At 45.8% G+C, this 18,634-nt stretch carries 17 protein-coding genes; 1 reads left to right on the top strand and 16 read right to left on the bottom strand.

Features of this window, described 5'->3' with window-relative positions:
- Positions 1–35: 35 nt before the first annotated feature.
- The 13 genes from spoVE to ACXADE_RS08705 all read right to left on the bottom strand — a co-directional run bounded on the left by spoVE (position 36) and on the right by ACXADE_RS08705 (position 15,706).
- On the bottom strand, positions 36–1,130 hold the full coding sequence (gene spoVE, locus ACXADE_RS08765; RefSeq protein ID WP_474980099.1) for a stage V sporulation protein E: 1,095 nt from the start codon (positions 1,128–1,130) through the stop codon (positions 36–38).
- A 63-nt stretch (positions 1,131–1,193) separates the two neighbouring features.
- Complete coding sequence (gene murD / locus ACXADE_RS08760; RefSeq protein WP_474980098.1) at positions 1,194–2,537, bottom strand: UDP-N-acetylmuramoyl-L-alanine--D-glutamate ligase; 1,344 nt, start codon at positions 2,535–2,537, stop codon at positions 1,194–1,196.
- On the bottom strand, positions 2,534–3,520 hold the full coding sequence (gene mraY, locus ACXADE_RS08755; RefSeq protein WP_474980097.1) for a phospho-N-acetylmuramoyl-pentapeptide-transferase: 987 nt from the start codon (positions 3,518–3,520) through the stop codon (positions 2,534–2,536). Before mraY ends, murD begins: the two co-directional genes overlap by 4 nt.
- Before the next feature lie 39 nt (positions 3,521–3,559).
- Complete coding sequence (locus ACXADE_RS08750; protein ID WP_474980096.1) at positions 3,560–4,918, bottom strand: UDP-N-acetylmuramoyl-tripeptide--D-alanyl-D-alanine ligase; 1,359 nt, start codon at positions 4,916–4,918, stop codon at positions 3,560–3,562.
- The gene (locus ACXADE_RS08745) at positions 4,915–6,390 is read right to left on the bottom strand and encodes a UDP-N-acetylmuramoyl-L-alanyl-D-glutamate--2,6-diaminopimelate ligase (protein ID WP_474980095.1); all 1,476 of its coding nucleotides are present in this window, start codon (positions 6,388–6,390) and stop codon (positions 4,915–4,917) included. Before ACXADE_RS08745 ends, ACXADE_RS08750 begins: the two co-directional genes overlap by 4 nt.
- A gap of 47 nt (positions 6,391–6,437) precedes the next feature.
- Positions 6,438–8,360: a stage V sporulation protein D gene (locus tag ACXADE_RS08740; protein ID WP_474980094.1), complete on the bottom strand. Its 1,923-nt coding sequence runs from the start codon at positions 8,358–8,360 to the stop codon at positions 6,438–6,440.
- 87 nt (positions 8,361–8,447) lie between these two features.
- Complete coding sequence (locus ACXADE_RS08735) at positions 8,448–10,583, bottom strand: penicillin-binding protein (RefSeq protein WP_474980093.1); 2,136 nt, start codon at positions 10,581–10,583, stop codon at positions 8,448–8,450.
- A gap of 17 nt (positions 10,584–10,600) precedes the next feature.
- The gene (gene ftsL / locus ACXADE_RS08730; RefSeq protein WP_474980092.1) at positions 10,601–10,969 is read right to left on the bottom strand and encodes a cell division protein FtsL; all 369 of its coding nucleotides are present in this window, start codon (positions 10,967–10,969) and stop codon (positions 10,601–10,603) included.
- Positions 10,966–11,946: a 16S rRNA (cytosine(1402)-N(4))-methyltransferase RsmH gene (gene rsmH, locus ACXADE_RS08725; RefSeq protein WP_474980091.1), complete on the bottom strand. Its 981-nt coding sequence runs from the start codon at positions 11,944–11,946 to the stop codon at positions 10,966–10,968. Before rsmH ends, ftsL begins: the two co-directional genes overlap by 4 nt.
- Positions 11,947–11,967: 21 nt before the next feature.
- Positions 11,968–12,399: a division/cell wall cluster transcriptional repressor MraZ gene (gene mraZ / locus ACXADE_RS08720; protein WP_474980090.1), complete on the bottom strand. Its 432-nt coding sequence runs from the start codon at positions 12,397–12,399 to the stop codon at positions 11,968–11,970.
- A 162-nt stretch (positions 12,400–12,561) separates the two neighbouring features.
- Entirely contained in the window at positions 12,562–14,253 is a 1,692-nt protein-coding gene (gene bshC, locus ACXADE_RS08715) for a bacillithiol biosynthesis cysteine-adding enzyme BshC (RefSeq protein WP_474980089.1), read from the bottom strand.
- 192 nt (positions 14,254–14,445) lie between these two features.
- Positions 14,446–14,829, bottom strand: coding sequence for a DUF3397 domain-containing protein (locus ACXADE_RS08710; RefSeq protein WP_474980088.1), 384 nt, complete (start codon positions 14,827–14,829; stop codon positions 14,446–14,448).
- Positions 14,822–15,706 (bottom strand): 2-dehydropantoate 2-reductase, encoded by an 885-nt coding sequence (locus tag ACXADE_RS08705; protein ID WP_474980087.1) that lies wholly within the window; start codon positions 15,704–15,706, stop codon positions 14,822–14,824. Before ACXADE_RS08705 ends, ACXADE_RS08710 begins: the two co-directional genes overlap by 8 nt.
- A gap of 160 nt (positions 15,707–15,866) precedes the next feature.
- Here ACXADE_RS08705 and ACXADE_RS08700 point away from each other — a divergent pair, with 160 nt between their 5' ends.
- Positions 15,867–16,352, top strand: a complete 486-nt coding sequence (locus ACXADE_RS08700; RefSeq protein ID WP_474980086.1) for an N-acetyltransferase — start codon at positions 15,867–15,869, stop codon at positions 16,350–16,352.
- Between the two features lie 82 nt (positions 16,353–16,434).
- Here ACXADE_RS08700 and ACXADE_RS08695 read toward each other — a convergent pair whose 3' ends face one another.
- The 3 genes from ACXADE_RS08695 to rpmF all read right to left on the bottom strand — a co-directional run bounded on the left by ACXADE_RS08695 (position 16,435) and on the right by rpmF (position 18,577).
- Positions 16,435–16,917, bottom strand: a complete 483-nt coding sequence (locus ACXADE_RS08695) for an RsfA family transcriptional regulator (RefSeq protein WP_474980085.1) — start codon at positions 16,915–16,917, stop codon at positions 16,435–16,437.
- Positions 16,918–16,981: 64 nt separating this feature from the next.
- Positions 16,982–17,737 (bottom strand): enoyl-CoA hydratase/isomerase family protein, encoded by a 756-nt coding sequence (locus ACXADE_RS08690; RefSeq protein WP_474980084.1) that lies wholly within the window; start codon positions 17,735–17,737, stop codon positions 16,982–16,984.
- A gap of 666 nt (positions 17,738–18,403) precedes the next feature.
- Positions 18,404–18,577 (bottom strand): 50S ribosomal protein L32, encoded by a 174-nt coding sequence (gene rpmF / locus ACXADE_RS08685; RefSeq protein ID WP_035505553.1) that lies wholly within the window; start codon positions 18,575–18,577, stop codon positions 18,404–18,406.
- Positions 18,578–18,634 lie beyond the last annotated feature (57 nt).

The raw sequence follows: 18,634 nt of genomic DNA, 5'->3' as shown, positions 1-18,634 counted from the left end.
GCGAAAACAAAAAAGACCGGGAAGATCCCGGCCTTTTATCTGGTAGAAAAACGACTGACACTTAGAAGAAGCCCAAGCGATGCAAGCGTAAGGGTCAAAGAGGAACCGCCGTAACTGACGAGAGGGAGGGTGATCCCAGTGACTGGGATCAATCCGGTTACCACACTGATATTTATCATCACCTGGATACTGATCATCCCAACGATGCCAAGAGCAAGGAGAGAACCGAATAAGTCAGGGGCAAGTAAACTTGCCCGGATCCCCCGCCATAACAAAATGAAAAAAAGACTGAGAACGAGTAGTCCTCCAAGGAAACCAAGTTCTTCTGCAAGGACAGCGAATATGAAATCGGTCTGCGGTTCCGGCAGATAGAAGAATTTCTGCATACTGTTCCCAAGACCCAACCCCATCAGGCCGCCGGGTCCGATTGCGTACAAGGACTGGATAATTTGGAAGCCTGCACCAAGAGGATCTTCCCATGGGTGGAGGAAGGCTGTGATTCGTTTGATCCGATAAGGCGCGGATGCAATCAGTCCCACCATGCCAGCTGCACCTGCACCCGCAATCCACATAAAATGGCTGATTCTCGCACCAGCGGTGAACATCATCACAAGACAAGTCCCGACCATAACGACACCAGTCCCTAAATCAGGCTGTAACATAATGATAGCAAAAGGAAACAATATTAAAGCAAGGGCAGGTAAAAACCCTTGTTGGAAGGAATTCATACGTTTCTGACGTTCGGATAGAAATCTGGCCAAAAATAGAATGAGTCCGAGTTTCATAAATTCGGATGGCTGTATGCTGAACATCCCTACCCCAATCCAACTCCTTGCTCCTCCACGCACCATTCCTACCCCTGGCACTAATACAAGGGCAAGAAAAACAAGGCATATAATCATGATCATCTTTGAATGCGCATGCCATACATAGTACGGAATTCTTGATAAAACGACCATGGCAATCAATCCGGCTGTCGCGAAGAGAATCTGCCGTTTGGCGTAAAACCACGGGTCATCGAATTTATACTCTGACCAGATGCTGGACGAACTGTAGACCATGACGATTCCAATGATTAAAATCCCTAGAATAGCAGCGACCAACCACAAATCCGGCTTTTTTTCTTCCATAAAAAAGCCCTACCTCCCATCTATGTGGAAACCAGGGCTTAAGCTTGTCACCATAAGCCCTTATTAGAGCTTATGCACAGCTTGGATAAACATGTTGCCTCTTTCTTCAAACGTACGATACTGATCCCAGCTCGCACACGCAGGAGAAAGCAGTATGACGTCCTCTTCTTCTGATAAACGATAAGCCTTATCAACCGCATCCTTCATCTTTTCCACTTTCATCACTTCTTCAATCCCGGCTTTATGTGCGGTTTCAGCAAGGAGATCAGCGGTTTCTCCGAATACGACCATGGCTTTCACACCGGACATGTGAGGGATGAGAGGGTCAAAGTTTGTGCCACGGTCAAGTCCCCCCGCAAGAAGAATCACTGGATTTTCAAATGACTTCAAGGCATAAGAGGTCGCAAGGATGTTCGTGGCTTTGGAATCATTATAAAACAGCCGTCCGTTTTTATTCGTTACAAATTGCAACCGATGTTCCACCCCTGCAAAAGTCGTCAGAACTTGAATGATCGCCTCATTGCGAATGCCATTCACCTTAACAGCAGCCACAGCGGCAAGAATGTTCTGCAGGTTCTGCTCCCCTACCAACAGGATGTCTTCTTTCTTCATGAGGGGTTCGTCTTCGAAATAAATGAACGTATCATCCGCCCAAGCCCCTTTCCCTTTTTCTTTAATGGAAAAAGGGACAAGTTTGGCTTTGACTCGTGGTAGAAAGCGAGCTATTTGTTGATCATCTGCATTATAGACCAGTGTATCAGCAGCCGTTTGGTTCGCCGTGATTTTAGCTTTCGCCTCATGATAGTTCTCAAGCGTGTGATGATAATCCAGGTGCGCCTCGTACAGATTAAGCCAAACAGCAATCTCGGGATGGAAAGCATCCGTCCCGAGCAGTTGGAAAGAAGAAAGCTCCGTAACCATCGTTTCATCAGCATCTGTTTTTCTTGCAACCTCACACGAAACATGTCCGATGTTTCCAGCAAGTGATACTTTCTGTTGATCAGCACGGACCATTTCATGAATCAACGTGGTCGTTGTAGTCTTCCCGTTTGACCCGGTTACCGCTACGAGAGGTCCTTCATGGAGCAGGCTCGCTAATTCAACTTCAGTAACCACTGGAATGTTCCGCTTCACCGCTTCTGAGATCACAGGGTTTTCATAAGGAATGCCTGGATTCTTCACGACGTAATCTACATCATCCAGCACAGACAATGGGTGCCCCCCTGTAATGACCTCCGCCCCTTTTAACGTGAGCTTTTGTACGGATGGATTTTTCTGGTCGGCTTTCAGGTCATTGATCCTCACTTGAACACCGCTGTCGAGCAGCAATTCCGCCGCTGCTGTTCCACTCTTGGCAAGACCTAGGACTAATACGTGCTGATATGGAAAATGCATTAAATTTCTCATCCGAACATCACCTCAATATAGATGCCGATTACTGCGAAAATGAGTCCTACAGCCCAAAAAGTCGTTACGACACGCCATTCGGACCAGCCTTTCAATTCATAATGGTGATGAAGGGGACTCATCTTGAACACCCGTTTACCTGTCGTTTTAAAAGAAATGACCTGAATAATAACAGATAACGTTTCCAGGACGAATACCCCACCGATTACAACGAGAACCAGTTCTAGCTTTGTCAGTATAGCGATAATGGCAATCGCCCCGCCCAGAGCGAGTGAGCCGGTATCACCCATGAAAACTTTAGCCGGATGAGCGTTGAAGACAAGGAAACCGAGCAGCGCTCCAACAATGGCTAAAGAAAAGATCGTAATTTCCACATTCATTTGGCCTGTCCAGGCTAGAATAGCAAAGGCTCCAAAGGCGATGGCAGCAGTACCAGCAAGTAGGCCATCCAATCCATCCGTCAAATTAACGGCATTCGACGCACCAACAAGCATGAACAGAATGAGGAGCGCATAGCCCCAGCCAAGGTCAAACTCCAACGACGTCCCAGGAATACTGATGTACGTCGGGAAGTCAGAATTTCTTAAAATGAAATAAACGACAAGGGCAATGACGACTTGTCCAAGCATTTTTTGCTTAGATGTTAGGCCAAGGTTCCTCTTCAACGCGACTTTAATATAATCATCCAAAAAACCTAATAGTCCGTATCCTATAAGGACAAACAGTACTAAGAACATCTGTGTATTTCCCGAGTCAGGTGTGAACCAATAGGATGCGAGGAGTGTTGTGATGACCACAGCCAGGATGATCATTACGCCTCCCATGGTGGGAGTTCCGGATTTTTTCTGATGGGATTCTGGGCCTTCATCCCTGATCGCCTGGCCGAATTTCAACCTTCTCAAAAAAGGGATGATCAGGGGCGAGATTGCAACAGTGATTGCAAATGATACTGCCATAGTGATTAGTAGTATGTAGTCGTTCATGTGTTGTTTTCCTCCTTATCCATCATCATCGCCATCCGATCAATCCATGAGATGATCGAGAATACTTTCTAACTTCATACCTCTGGAAGCTTTAATGAGTACGACGGTGTCCGCTGTTAATGTTTGACGGACATGATGACTTAACAATTGTTTATCTTGAAAATGCATAGTTTCCATGTGTGGATGTAATTTTCCTGCGGCGTCCGATATGTTTCTGGAATGATCTCCGATCGTAAAAACAGCGTGGATGTTATCAGCAATGACTTCAGCTACGCTTGCATGAAGAGCTTCTGATTGATCACCAAGTTCGAACATATCACCTAATATTAACACTTTCCTGCTTTTTGATGTCAATTGACTGACAACTTCAATAATGGCTTTCATTGATGTCGGAGAAGCATTGTAGGCATCATTGATAATCAGAGAGCCATTCGGTCCTGAATGCTTCTCAAAACGCATACCTGACATTTCGATGTGCTGAAAGCCTGCTTGGATATCTTCATCGCTGATCTCAAGAAGGTCGGCAAGTGCGATGACATATGTGGCATTTTTCACATTATGTTTCCCGGCCATAGGCAATTCAAAAGACCGCCCACTGACTGTAAACCGGCTGGTTTCATCTGTCAACTGAAGATTTTCAGCGCGATAATCAAGGCCACTGCCAAAACCACAACTTACCGTCCACTTCTCTTTCTTTTTATCTTCAAGCAGTGATTCGTCTCCATCGAGGATCAACGCCCCCTGTCCAGAAAGACCTTCTGTAATTTCAAGCTTTGCGTTTGCAATCCCTTCCCTGGAACCAAAATTTTCGATATGGGATTCTCCGATATTCGTAATGATGGCATAGTCGGGTTTAGCAAGCTTTGATAAAACGGAAATTTCCCCCGCACGATCCATTCCCATCTCCAGGACGACAGCTTCTGTCTCTGGATCCATGGAAAGCACAGTGAGAGGGAGACCGATGTGGTTATTAAAATTGCCGGCAGTTTTGTGTGTTTTATATTTCACTTGCAGGACAGCTGCCGTTAAATCTTTAGTCGTCGTCTTACCATTGGATCCCGTAACCCCGACAATGATCGGATCGACTTTTTGAAGATAATAAGCGGCCAGCTGTTGGAGGGCTTCCGTTGTGTCTTTCACGAAAAAGACAGGAAAATCTGTCGGTACGAGTTTCGGAAGAGGTTGGTCTTCCTGCCACAAAGCAGCGACTGCCCCCTGCTTGATCGCTTCGCTCAGGAAATCGTGTGCATTAAAGTTCTCCCCAACAATCGGGACGAACAAACTTTGCTTGGCCGTCTTCCGAGTGTCGGTCATGACAGATTTCAAACGAATCTGATCCGTTGCCGCTCCTTTTTTATTCGGAAAGATTTGCGAAAGTTCATTTACTTCTAAAATCATGATGGATGCTCCTTCATTTCTCTTAATATCGTACGGGCCACCTCACAGTCATCAAAATGATGACGGGTCCCTTGAATTTCCTGATAGGTTTCATGACCTTTGCCGGCAATCAGGACGACATCTCCTGACTCCGCCTTTTCAAGTGCATATCGAATAGCTTCTTTACGATCTTCGATTAAATGGTAACGCCCTTTCACATGGGCGGTCATGTCTCTGAAGATCTGCTTCGGATCTTCCGTACGCGGGTTGTCATTCGTGAAAATCACACGGTCAGCATAATCGGCACTGACTTTTGCCATGAGCGGGCGTTTGCTGCGGTCCCGATCCCCGCCGCATCCGACCACGAGGGTGATTGCTCCCTTGCTAATTTCACGCAGAGTCTCTAATACGTTTTTCAAAGAATCAGGTGTATGGGCATAATCCACGACAACTCCAAATCCCTGCCCTTCCCTTACAGGTTCAAACCGCCCCTTGACTCCGCGAGTCTGTTGAAAAGAGTGCTGAATCGTCTTCAGGGGCACTCCCGCTAAGATGGCGGCACAAGCAGCTGCCAGCATGTTATAAATGCTGAATAAACCCATTAGGGGGCTGGTTATGGTAATCGTTCCAATCGGTGTGGTCATCAGGAATGACGTACCCGTTTCAGACAGATTATACTCATCCGCTCTCACATCGGCATGTTCATGGATTCCATAAGTCATTAAACCTTGAGAGGTGGAACGGATGATTTTTTTCGCAAGTGGAGAATCCAAATTCACAACAGCGAATTTCTCACGTTCTTTATTATACCCATTCCCTAATTGTGCGAACAATAGGGACTTTGCACGAAGATAATCATCAAAATTTTCATGATAATCTAAATGGTCCTGCGTTAAATTCGTAAAGATGGCAATATCGAAATCGCATCCATAAACTCTACCTTGATCGAGCGCATGGGATGATACTTCCATGATGGCCTGATCGATGTCCGCTTTGCGCATTTTATGGAAATAGCGCTGTAAGGTTAAAGCATCAGGCGTGGTGTTTTTCACCGGGAACGTCTCCCCAGCAATGTTGACTTGGATGGTTCCGATGATACCGGTCGTTTTTTTGTGATGTTGAAAAATTTCATCCAGTAAATAGGTGATGGATGTTTTGCCGTTGGTCCCTGTCACACCGATAACATGAAGTGATTCTGAAGGACAGTAGTAGAAGGCGGCAGCTGTCATGGCAAGGGCTCTTGCAGTATCATTTACGAGAACGACGGGGACTGACACATCCACCTTTTCCTCTGCGATGATAGCTGCTGCCCCCTTCTCAACTGCAGCCTTAGCAAACCGATGACCATCCACATCAACTCCACGAATGCAGACGAAGACATCCCCTGGCTCTGTCGTCCTTGAGTCCATGGATAGGCCGGTGATCTGAAGGTCAGACACACAAGACGTCACTTTATAAAAAGGGATATACCGCAAGAGTTTCTTCATTTTCATTAATGTCACCCTTACCTGTTTACAGTTTTATTATACCAAACAGATGGTCAGTTCCCTAAATACACTCGGATGGTCGATCCGCTTGGCACTTTCACTCCGGCTTCAGGCGCCTGCGTCACCACTTTGGACCCGCTTCCACTGACTTCAACTTCTAAATTCAGAAGCATTTGACTCAATTCCTTTTTCTCCATACCTGTCACATCCGGGACTTCGACAAGGGGTTCATCAGGCCAGGAATATTCCTTTTCCAGACCATCTTTCCGAGCTTCCACCCCCAACGCTCTCAGGCTGTCCCCCATAATATTTCCTACGATTGGAGCGGCTACGACCCCTCCGAACTGGACGGTGTTCTTCGGATTGTCAATAGCAAGGTATACAACGAGTTCAGGGTCATCCGCAGGAGCGAACCCGATAAAGGATACGATGTGGTTATTTTCCATGTAACGTCCATCAGGGCCGACTTTTTGAGCCGTTCCGGTTTTACCTCCGACACGGTACCCTTCCACATAAGCCCCTCTTCCTGTCCCTTTGGCAACGACACTTTCAAGGGCGCGACGAATTTCCGCAGATGTCTCTTCTGATATAACTCTTTCTTTTAATTTAGGTTCATTTTTCTCTACGGTTTCTCCGGTGATAGGATCTAGCCAGGCTTCCTGAATATACGGTTCATAATAATAACCGCCATTCACTGCTGCGGCAACTGCCATAACCTGCTGGATCGGAGTTACCGAAACCCCCTGGCCGAAAGCAGTGGTCGCCTGTTCGACCGGCCCTACGTTCTCAGGTTTGAATAGAATTCCTTTCCCTTCCCCTTCAAGGTCGATCCCCGTTTTCTCCCCGAACCCGAACCGATCAATATATTCGAACAGCTTTTCCTTTCCAAGCCTCTGTCCGAGAGTGACAAATCCGGGGTTGCAGGAATTCTGGACCACTTCTAAAAAAGTCTGATCCCCATGACCGCCCCGTTTCCAGCAATGGAGGGTCGCTCCATCCACTTTGATTGCACCCGAGTCATGGAAGTGTTCATCATCCAGATCGACGAGATCTTCTTCCAGTGCCGCTGCGAGCGTAATAATTTTGAACGTGGAACCAGGCTCGTACGTACTCCATACCGGTAAATTCCTGTTATAGACTTCCGGTTCTACTTCTTGATAATTGGCGGGATCGAAATTAGGACGCGTCGCCATTCCAACCACTTTTCCAGTGTCTGGGTCAACGGCAAGAGCCACGGCTCCATCCGGGTTATATTTTGCCTGAGCAATATCAAGTTCACGTTCCATAATGGACTGAACTTTATAATCAATCGTTAATTGCAAATCTTTTCCGTCGACGGGTGGATCGTAAATATCGGCCATATCCGGCATTCGCTTCCCTTTGGCATCAGAAAAAAAGGACAAGGCCCCTTTTTCCCCTTTCAATTCTTCATCATAATAGGCTTCCAGACCGAGCAGTCCCTGATTATCGATTCCGCTGAAACCGAGCACATGAGAAAGGAAAGATCCATGAGGATAGTACCTTTCAGAATCTTCCGCTATGTAAACCCCTGGCATTTGAAGAGACTGGATCGCTTCGGCCTGCTCTTCACTGATCTTACGCCCTTCCGGGTGAATACGCTCGATGGAGGTCACTTTCGTCACGTGAGAGTAAGCTTTATCCACACTCATATCCAAAATTTTGGCAAGGTTTTGAGCCGTCCCTTCGGCGTCCTTCACCTGCCTAGGTACAACCATGACCGTTGGAGCCGATTGGTTTCCTACGAGGATTTCTCCATTCGTATCAAGAATCTTCCCACGTTCCGGCTCGAAGGTAATGTCTCTGCTCCACGATTCCTCCGCTTTTGCAATGAGGAAATCGCTTAGGAAAAACTGTACATACCCGAGCCTGCCTGCAATGACAAAAAAAATAACCATTCCAACAAGAAAGACAGCGACTAACCGTTTCTTTACGATTACTTGTGATACTCGTCTCATCTTAATAACTCCTTTTTGAAGTCAATAGAGTCAGCTTGTATCACTATATGCAATCTGGAAACGATTAGAACACTGCCTGGAATGGTGTTACTCCTCAGCTGGAGGAGCCAATTCTACTACTAAATAGCCATCTTCTTTAATCGCTGATCCTGCGGGGATGCTTTGTTTCTCAACAAACCCGTTCCCCATCGTCTCAAGGTTCAATTGGAAATGCTTTACGATCCTGTGTACGTCACGAGCGGAATAGCCAGTCAGATCCGGCATCGTCGGTTTATCGGTAACGACCATGATTCGCTGATTCTTAACGACTTCTTCCCCCGGTTGCGGAAGGATGGCCGTCACTTTCCCGCCTTTCCCCAGGACTTCCACATTAGCAAACGTTTCTTTCAGCTCTTCTTCAGCCTCGGACGTACGCTTCCCAACTACATCCGGAATGGTAATTGGAGAAACGGACTGATCCACTTCCTTATCAGGCTGCACGTCCATATAATGCAGACTGTTCTCAAGCACTGTCCGTGTGATATAGGAAACAGGTTCAGAACCAAGCTCTGTTACTTCAAGATCTGGCTGCTGGACGGCTACATAAATGAGAAGTTCCGGATCTTCTTTCGGTGCCATCCCCATAAACGAGAATACGTAGTTATTCCGTCCCGTCAAATAACTGCCGTTCTCAATCATTTGAGCGGTTCCAGTTTTGCCGGCCAGCGTATAATCGTCCAATTTGAAGGATTGTCCTGTCCCCTGCTCGGAAGTGATGACCGTCCCCATGAGCTCGCGGACCTGATCCGCTGTGCTTTTCGAGATGGGCTGCCCGATTTCTTCTGGACTGTTTTCCTTTAGCACTTCTCCTGTCTCACTCGAGGTGATTTGCGAAAGCATATATGGACGCATCATTTTCCCATCGTTAGCGACTGATGTCGCCGCTGTCATCAACTGGATGGCCGTGAAAGTAGAACCCTGACCGAATGATGTAGTCGCCTGTTCGGACGGCTTATTGAAGACGAAACGCCCATTCTTTTCATTAGGAAGGTCGATCCCTGTCTTTTCATCAAAGCGAAAATCGGTCAAATATTCCCGTAGTTTCGAAGGTCCTAAAACTTCAAGGGCAATTTTGGATGAAGCGACATTCGAAGAACGCTGAAACCCTTCATTATAGGAAATCGGTCCCCATCCCTGGCCATTGTTATGATCTCCAATTGTGTGGCCCGGAACTTTATAGGTCCCAGATTTGAACATATCACTTCCATTATAGACGCCTTCTTCAATCGCTGCTGCCCATGTGAAAATTTTCATAGTCGACCCAGGTTCAAACGTATGGGAGACAATGTCATTGTACCAGTTCTCAACATCACCAATATCGTTCGGATTATAACTGGGACGATTGCTCATCGCTAGGATTTCCCCAGTATCCGGATCCATGACAGCCGCCATAATTTTCTCAGGGCTGTATTGGTCATCCACTTGTGTGAGGGCGTCTTCCAGGAACGTCTGTATTTTCTGGTCGATGGTCAAATGTACATCATTTCCATTCTCCGGTTCTGTCATGACTTCATTCGGATCAAGCAGTTTTGTCCCGTACTTATCCCGTTCATAACTTATTTTCCCTTTTTCCTCCTGAAGATGTTCTTCCATCTGTTTCTCGACTCCTGTCACACCATTGATGTTTCCATCCTGGCTGCGTGCGAAGCCGATGACATGAGAGGCGAACTTTCCGTTCGGATAGTATCGTTTCGATTCCTGTTTGAACTCGATTCCATTCAGTTCGAGTTTTTCAATTTCGTCCCTCTTCTCTTGTGTAATGGAACGTCCTTTGGAACCGAATTCTACTTGAAAACGCCCATCTTCCTGCCCCTCTTCAATCGTTTCACGGATCTCACTTGCTTCCATATCCAAAATGGGCGCAAGTTTTTGAGCTGTTTCAGCTGGTTCGTCCACGTGTCTCGGTGGATCAAGATTAGCAGAATAGTCAGGGTCTACAATCGCATAAATTCTATAGGTTGGTCGATCATAGGCAAGGACCATGCCATTTTTGTCATAAATTTTTCCTCTGTCTGCATCGATTTCATAAGAGGTGGTACGGATATCCTCCGCCCATTCTTTCAAATCGACCCCTTCGACCGTGTCGGCCGTCTCAATGTAAATGAAACGCCCCGCAATGATGAAGAATACAATCGCAAAAGCGATCATCAAAAATGCGGAGCTCTTATTATTTCGACTTTTCATGATGAAATCACCAGCCGTTACTCGTTATTGATTTTACCGGCTTGCTTCACTTGTGCATTTTGGATATTCAATCCATTCTCTTTAGCGATACTCAAAATCCGGTCAGGATTGCTGAGTTCTTTTACTTGATAAGCAAGATTTTCATTTTGCGACTGCTTCTGCAGGATGTCCTGTTCCAACCCACGGATATCGCGGTTGATCTCATCCGTCTGGGCAGAAGTCTGTACTAAAAACACAGATGCTGCAAGGACGGCGGCCGTAGCAAACGAATAGAGGAACTTCTCCCCTGTACTGATCCATTTCTTTTTATGTACCTTTACTTTAACCTGTTTCTGTCTGTCAGGCTGCTGTAAAGGCTGCTGTTTTCTTATCTGTTCAGCACTCATGTTTGTTTCCACCCTTCATTAAATTCAAATTCCTTATTCCAAGGTTTGACTTTCTCGATAATCCTCAACTTAGCAGAACGTGAACGGCGATTTTCCTCAAGTTCCGACTCATCGGCTACAATAGGCTTTCGGCTGACCAATCGAAAAGGTGGCTGTTTGTCCTCCGGAATGACCGGGATATTCTTCGGCAACGGAGGGTTGGAGCTCCACTTTTTGAACGCCTGCTTACATAGACGGTCTTCTAGAGAGTGGAAAGTAATAACGGCGATACGTCCACCAATTCCGACGACTCGCGCGGCCTGATGCAGACTGTCCTGAAAGGCACCAAGCTCATCATTGACAGCTATACGGATCGCTTGGAACACCCTTTTCCCCGGGTGTCCTCCCTTCCTTCTTGCTGGAGCAGGAATTCCTTCTTTAATCAACTCTACTAATTCCCCCGTCGTTTCAATAGGCTTTTCTTGTCTTGCTGCTTCAATTTTCCTGGCAATTTGCTTGGAGAATTTCTCCTCTCCATATTTGAAGAAGATGCGTACAAGATCCTGGTACGGCCATTCATTGACGACTTCCTTGGCACTAAGTGCAGCGTCCTGGTTCATGCGCATATCCAAAGGAGCATCCTGGTGATAACTGAACCCTCGTTCTTCCACATCTAATTGTGGACTGGATACACCCAGATCATAAATCACACCATCGACATCCGTTACCTGAAGCTCTGACAATTTCTCTTCCAATTGACGGAAGTTCGCCTTAACGAAAGTAATTCGGTGCTCATAGTCCTTCAGACGCTCTTTCGCCGCCTGGAGAGCCGTCTCATCCTGGTCGAAGGAAATCAATCGTCCTTTTCCCTTCAGGGCTCTAGCAATCGCTTCCGAATGCCCTCCGCCGCCCAATGTACAGTCGACATAGGTACCTTCCGGGTCTAAATCTAATTGTTGTATGGTTTCATTTTTTAATACGCTGTAATGCTCAAACATGGTTTCACTCGTTTCTATCCATCAGATATCAAAATCTAACATATTTTCTGCAATCTCAGAGAAGGATTCTTCCGAAGCTTCAAAATAGTTCTCCCACTCGTCATGACTCCAAAACTCAATCCTGTTGGACACACCGATGACGACACATTCTTTTTCAAGCGCAGCATATTTTCTCAACGGCTGCGGAATGTTGATCCTTCCCTGCTTGTCTACTTCACACTCGACAGCACCAGAGAAGAAAAAGCGGGTGAAGGCCCTTGCATCTTTCTTAGTAAGGGGAAGTTTTTTCAGTTTCTCTTCAAGGAGTTTCCATTCGTCCATAGGATAAGCAAACAGACACTGATCTAAACCTCTCGTGAGCACAAAAGTGTCCCCGAGGTCCGGGCGGAATTTCGAGGGTACGATGATCCGTCCTTTTGTATCAATGTTGTGCTGAAATTCACCCATGAACATAGAGTTCCCCCACCTTCTAATTTCACCTTACCACATCGCCCCACTTTTCTCCACTTACTTTTTTATCATTCTCTTTCCAAGAAAAAAATCCTGCCCCTGAAGGCAAGATTTTAATGGGTTTTTCCTGAATTTTATGTGGTGGGGGATGGTGGAGGAACTTCCCTACAAATATACGACATAATGATCGTTGTTAAAGCTCATATGGTGTCTGTTCATCTGCTGAAAGACTGTTGTTCCGTACTCATTGATCCATGGGACGATGCTCCACATTCTTTCCTGCAATCCACCACCAGGATGCAAAGTCCATTCCATGTTTTCAAACTGTTCCATTTCATGTTGATGACGTATTTCTATGGAATGTTGAAGACGCTTTTCTAAAAAGTCGATGTTTTCCATTATATAGGCCAAGTTCTTGTCGGCAAGTTGCCCGAGGTCCGCACCCAGCTCCCTTGACTTTTCACGCAAAGGAGCATGGACGCTGTCGATTTCTTTTTTCACGTGCTGCGCCAATTGCTGGATCTTGGGTGTACTTTGAGAGGCGATCCAATTCATCTTTTTCTTGCGCACACCGGACTGGACAGCATCCTCAGCTGTGATTTGGAATTTATTCAGTTCCTGGCGTGTCTTACGATCGACCATCGTGAACGATAAGCGCGGCAGCACAGGAGGCATATCCAGACCAGCGGCCTCGAATGCAGGTTTCAATACAGACCAGTAATTGATTTCCCCGGGGCCTCCGATAAATCCGAGTACAGGAAAAAGGGCTTCCTGCATAAGAGGGCGTGTGACTACATTATTGCTGAGCCGTTCAGGCGTCTCCATACTAACTCTCAACAATTCTTCCTCAGACATAGCCACCTCATTGTTTTTCCCTCTGAAATTTCCTTCTTCATCCCGGACCAGAAGCACCCTTTCTCCTCCCATATTATAGAAAAGATGCGCATCCTCTATCTCACTATCCAGTAAGGTTTCATACCCTTCCTGACGGTTTTTCTGTAAGACCGCATACACTCCACTTGCGATTTCCTTGTTTTTATCAATCATCGTCCTGAAATACGGAGTCTCAAGCCGGCGTACTTCCGGGTCATGAGCATCAATCATGACCAGACCTTCTTCGGGAAACAGATGGTGAACGACTTTCGCAAAAAAGTCGCTGTAAGTCACGGACTCTTTCAAGAGGGTGTCCATCGACTTATAAAAGTCCCGGGTATGCTCTGTTTCTTTGACGGCACTGAATACTTCCTTCAGCCAATTGGAAGCCTTATTTTGATCGATCGTAATATCCGATACAGAAGCTTTAGTTTCAGGAGTATGATCGATGGTCAGTTTTTCCATGCCATTTCCCTTTTTCATCAGGATGTGATGGATCTCATCAAAATCATGATCTTCTCCTGCAATCCAGAAGACCGGAATCACAGGCCGGCCGAGTTCTTTTTCTTTATTTTTCGCAAGCTGCAGGACGGAAATAATTTTATGGACAGAATATAGCGGGCCTGTAAGCAATCCCGCCTGCTGACCGGCAATGACTACGACACTATCTTCCTCTTTCAATCTTTCAATGTTATCAAGCGTACCCTCCGGTGCTCCCCACCGTCTGTTCATCCTGCTGAGGATATTCGAAAGTTCTATCCGCTGATAGGTATGGTTCTTCAATTCTGATAACCGGCGCTCCCAGGTTGAATCTTCGAATGGGGCGTAGTTAAACCGGTCTGCTATTTTTTTATAATCATTTTTATAATCACGAAACAGCGTCTGCTTCGGTTGTAGTTCCATCGGATCGATACGCATATCTTTTACGACTCCTTTATAGGCAAAAGTTACATGTTTTAGTATGTATCCTATTGTATTGTACAAAAAACCGCTCCATAGTTCACATTATCTGTTTGAAAGATTTACGAAACATTTGCCTCAAGGGAGCAGGACCTGCCATAAATGACTTTTATTCGATGGAAAAGCACAGCCTTCGTGAGGCTGTGCTCGTCTTTCATTATCTTATGTCAGGGTCAAAATATCATGCCAAACCTCGTAGTAAAGTTCCTCTAATACTTATATAAAAAACACCCGGGCGACAAGTCCATAAGTGCTAAGTCCCATGTAAAATAGAATAAACAAAAGGAAACTGACCCGCCAAAACCCCTTGAGTGCCCGGAAAAGGCGAACTTCATCGTTTATTTTATATTGGGCGACCATCGATAAACCGAGCAGGAACAATAAAAAAACGATGATAAACGGCAGGAAACTGCGTTCGAACAAAACAATCAAAAGGACGTGTACCGACAAAATAAAAACCGGGGCTGTATAGTTCGCCGTCCGATGAAGAGCCTTCAATTTATGACGGCTCCATTTTCTTGCGAACAAATAGAAAATCACTAAAAAAGGGAGAGGCAAGGTAATAAGAAAAGCCACCGTGTAGACAATCACATCACTCATTTTTTCCAATCCCCCTCTCGTACTCAAGTGCGCGAATGGCATTCATTACGAAGTGATGATAGGGAAGCGATTGTTGGAAACTTCTAAGGATGTAGCCATTGATGCTGTCCACTTCTGTCTTTTTACCTTCCGAAAGGTCCTTCAACATAGAGGAGTGATTTTCACCCGTCCGATCCGCAATGACCTTCACTCGCTCCCATTCTTCTTCGAAATCAAGCTCTAAAGCAAAGCAGGCCTCTCTGCATAAAGCTCGGGCAAGTTCATTAATGGATGGATTTGTTACGATGGAATGATTCGGCTGAGAGAATAGTGCCGTGAGAGGATTGATCACTGCATTGATGATCAGTTTTTTCTTTAGCATGGCTTCATAATGTGATTGGAAGATGACCGGAAAATCTGTTGTATGTAACGCCCTGGAGAGATATTCTACACGGTCATCTTCAATCCCTTCAAAGGCAGCCATTTGCATATTTCCTTTTCCTCTATGTTCCACTATGTTCGCACCCTTCGCGATGGCCCCGTGTTCCATCACACCTACACAGCTATTGAGTGCTGTCGACGCTACTTTCTCCAGGTGCCCCATACCATTCTGGATAAATAGGTAAGGAGCGTCAGATGGAAGGTGCCTTTCTAAAAATGCGTCCATAGCCAGCTGCTTAACCGCCACGATCCATAAATCAAACCCTTCGCACATATCTGTCACTAAATGCGCATGGACAGCCACCGGACCTGCGAGAGGTTCGCAAAAGATTCCCTCATCGGAGAGAACCTTCCTTTGATCTTCTTTTTTCACAAACATATGAACTTCATGGGTTCTCCCTAAATAGGCCCCTGTCAATAATCCTATAGCCCCTGCCCCGATGATCCCGATTTTCATTAAGCTCTCCTCATTTCGTACTAATCTGCCTCCCTATTGTAGCAGATTCACTTGCAATATTGCAGTCGATATTTGTCCGATGCATTATTATTCATTTCATTCTGAATATTTTTATATTATAATGAGAATATAGACAGATACTTGAAAGGGGATTCTTTTAATGATGACGAAAACAAGAGTTCAACCTTTATTGGTCAATTATAAGACGCTCGAGGAGTTTAAAAGGTTTAAAGAGTACGGAAATCAGGAGCTTACGATGCTTGAGGATTTGGAAAGCAATATCGTTGAAAACGATAGCGAGTCTCCTTTTTACGGAGTGTATTATGGAAGCGCTTTAGTTGCACGTATGAGCCTTTACCGGGTAAAAGCCAAGTACGATCACTATTTCGACCCTGCACAGGACTATCTTGAGTTGTGGAAACTGGAAGTACTCCCGGACTACCGGGGACTTGGGTATGGAAAAGCGTTGGTGGAATTCGCCAAGAGCTTTGAACTGCCCATCAAAACGAACCCTAGAATCAATTCTCATGGCTTTTGGGAGAAAATGGGCTTTCAGAAAGCCCACTACGATGTCGCGAGGGATCTTGGGGAAAACCCATTGATTTGGATGCCAACAGGTGTCGAGGAAAGAGAAATAAACGCTTAAATATGAATGAGGCCGCTACACAAAGTTGTAGGGGCCTTTTTTTATAATGGAAAATGATATGAATGGCAGAGGAAACGATCGCTCAAACACCACTCTCACTTTTTCGTTTTTCTTTCACCCAATGGACCAGTTTATCCATCTCGTTCCACGCTTGTTCCCATTGCTTCAATTCCTGTCTCAACTTTTCATTATCCTCATTCAGTTTTTTTAACTGGGTCTCTAAATATTCTTTCCCCTGTTCTTCGAACTGCTTCGATCTCATTTCTTTAAGAAACGAGATGGCCGCATCCAAAGACATCGGTGGATCATCAGAAGACTTAGAGGGTGAATATATCGTCCGTGTGGCTTTACGGCTGTTTTTCGCTTCCTGGATCTCTTTCTGGTATTCTTTCCGAACGGTCGCGTTCCACCGGAAACCGCAGGCCGCCGGAGTTCTGTGCAATTGTTCAGCCACTTCCTGGAAGGCTTCCAACTGAGTTTTCCCTTCACGGATGTGCTTCAAAACAGTTGTAGCGAGCAGAAGATCTTCCTCTTCCTTCCAGGCGTCTTGTCTCGGGGCATCCATAGCATCCCTCCTCTATCGTTTGCTTATAGTTATGCGGGAGGGAGGATTGATAGAATCGTATTTCTTATCTTTTTCTTGACTCTTCAAAGTTTCGAACTGCCTCTTTATGCTCGTTTGATTCCCATAACAGGGAACATTGCCTGACTTCGCGCTCCATGCGTTCCGAAAGCGAATCAAGATTCAAGTGATCCAAATACTGCCGCTTAAAAATTTTCATTTGTTCAGGAGTTTTGTTAAGAAAGGATAAGAAAATTTCTTTTCCCCAGTTTACTGTAATCATCTTATGTAACCACCCGATTCGATAGACTTGGTCTGCAGTGTACATGTCAGCATCCATTAACCAGTGGGCAGCTACGTCACTTCTTACCCGCTGATATAAAAGAGTGCCTCCTCCCCAGCCCGGGATTATACCTAAATTCGCCTGGACGAACCCAAAGGAAGCGTTCTCGGTTCCATATCTGAAATCACAGGCCGTAGCAATTTCACAACCACCTCCCCTTGCCTGTCCGTTTAATACAGCAATCGTCGGGACAGGAAAAGTAGCCAATTCATACAGAACTTCTTTCATCGGTTGCAGCTTGGCGAACGCTTGGTCTGCACTCATCTCCCCGTGAAGTTCATGCAAGTCTCCCCCTGCACAAAAAGCACGATCACCAGCACCCGTGACGACAAGGAACTTCAGGTTTGCTTTCTTCAACTCTATAATTGCTTGATAAAATTCTTTCGTCATTTGTTTAGAAATGGCATTCATCTTTCCCGGCCGGTTTAAGGTTAAAACCGCATACCCTTCTTTTTTCTCTACTAAAATTAGTTGTGACACTACCTTCACCCCTTCCTATATTAATGTACCAGAAATCTATAAAATTTGTTCAACTATATGGCAGGATGTTGAAAACTCAGTTTCGAGATGGTTCGGGGTTCGTTATCGTGTTGAGTGCCAGGGGGGCTGGGAAGCTACTCGCTTTCCTGCGGGGATGACGGCAAGCCTCCTCGTGCTTCGCACTGTGGGGTCTTGCCAGTCCATCCATTCCCGCGGGAGTCTCGCAGCTTCCCTACCACCCCTTTCGATGTAAGTGAGAAACGAACCCCTGCACCAAGTTGAAAGGTCTCCCACTATCCTGGTGTGATTAGTATAAAGCGCTCTATCACAAGCTTACAGTATGCTGGATAGCGTCCTTAGAAGTCCATTCCGTTCGAATGACAACGTGCAAAAGCAGCTTATTCCATAAGTGGTTTCGAGATACTTATATGGCGAAGGGCGGAGGGGAATGGGGAGACTCCTGCGGGAAAAAAGTGCAGGGTGAGACCCCACAGGACGAAGTCCGAGGAGGCTCACCGCGCTCCCGCGGAAAGCGAGCTATTCCCCGCAGCCCCATCTACTCAACAAAAGTCTCGAAACTGAGTCTTCAAGTATAGGGAGCTTTAGTGGAAGAGTTTGTGAACATAAAAAAAGACCTGACGGATGTCAGGCCTTTCTTTAATGAACTTAGTCGTTCACCACTTGTTTTCCATTATATTGTCCACAAGATTTGCAAACATGGTGTGGTTTGGAGTACTCGCCACAGTTATCACACTGAACCATTCCTGGTGCGTGAAGTTTCTTGTGAGTACGACGTTGGTTTTTGACTTTTTTAGACGTTTTACGCTTAGGTACTGCCATGTTGTACACCTCCTTTAAGGGATTTCTGAGAACCATAACGAAATGTTTACTCGTTCT

Source organism: Halobacillus sp. ABR2_026 (assembly GCF_056158545.1).
This window is presented reverse-complemented; position numbering and strand designations above follow the sequence as displayed.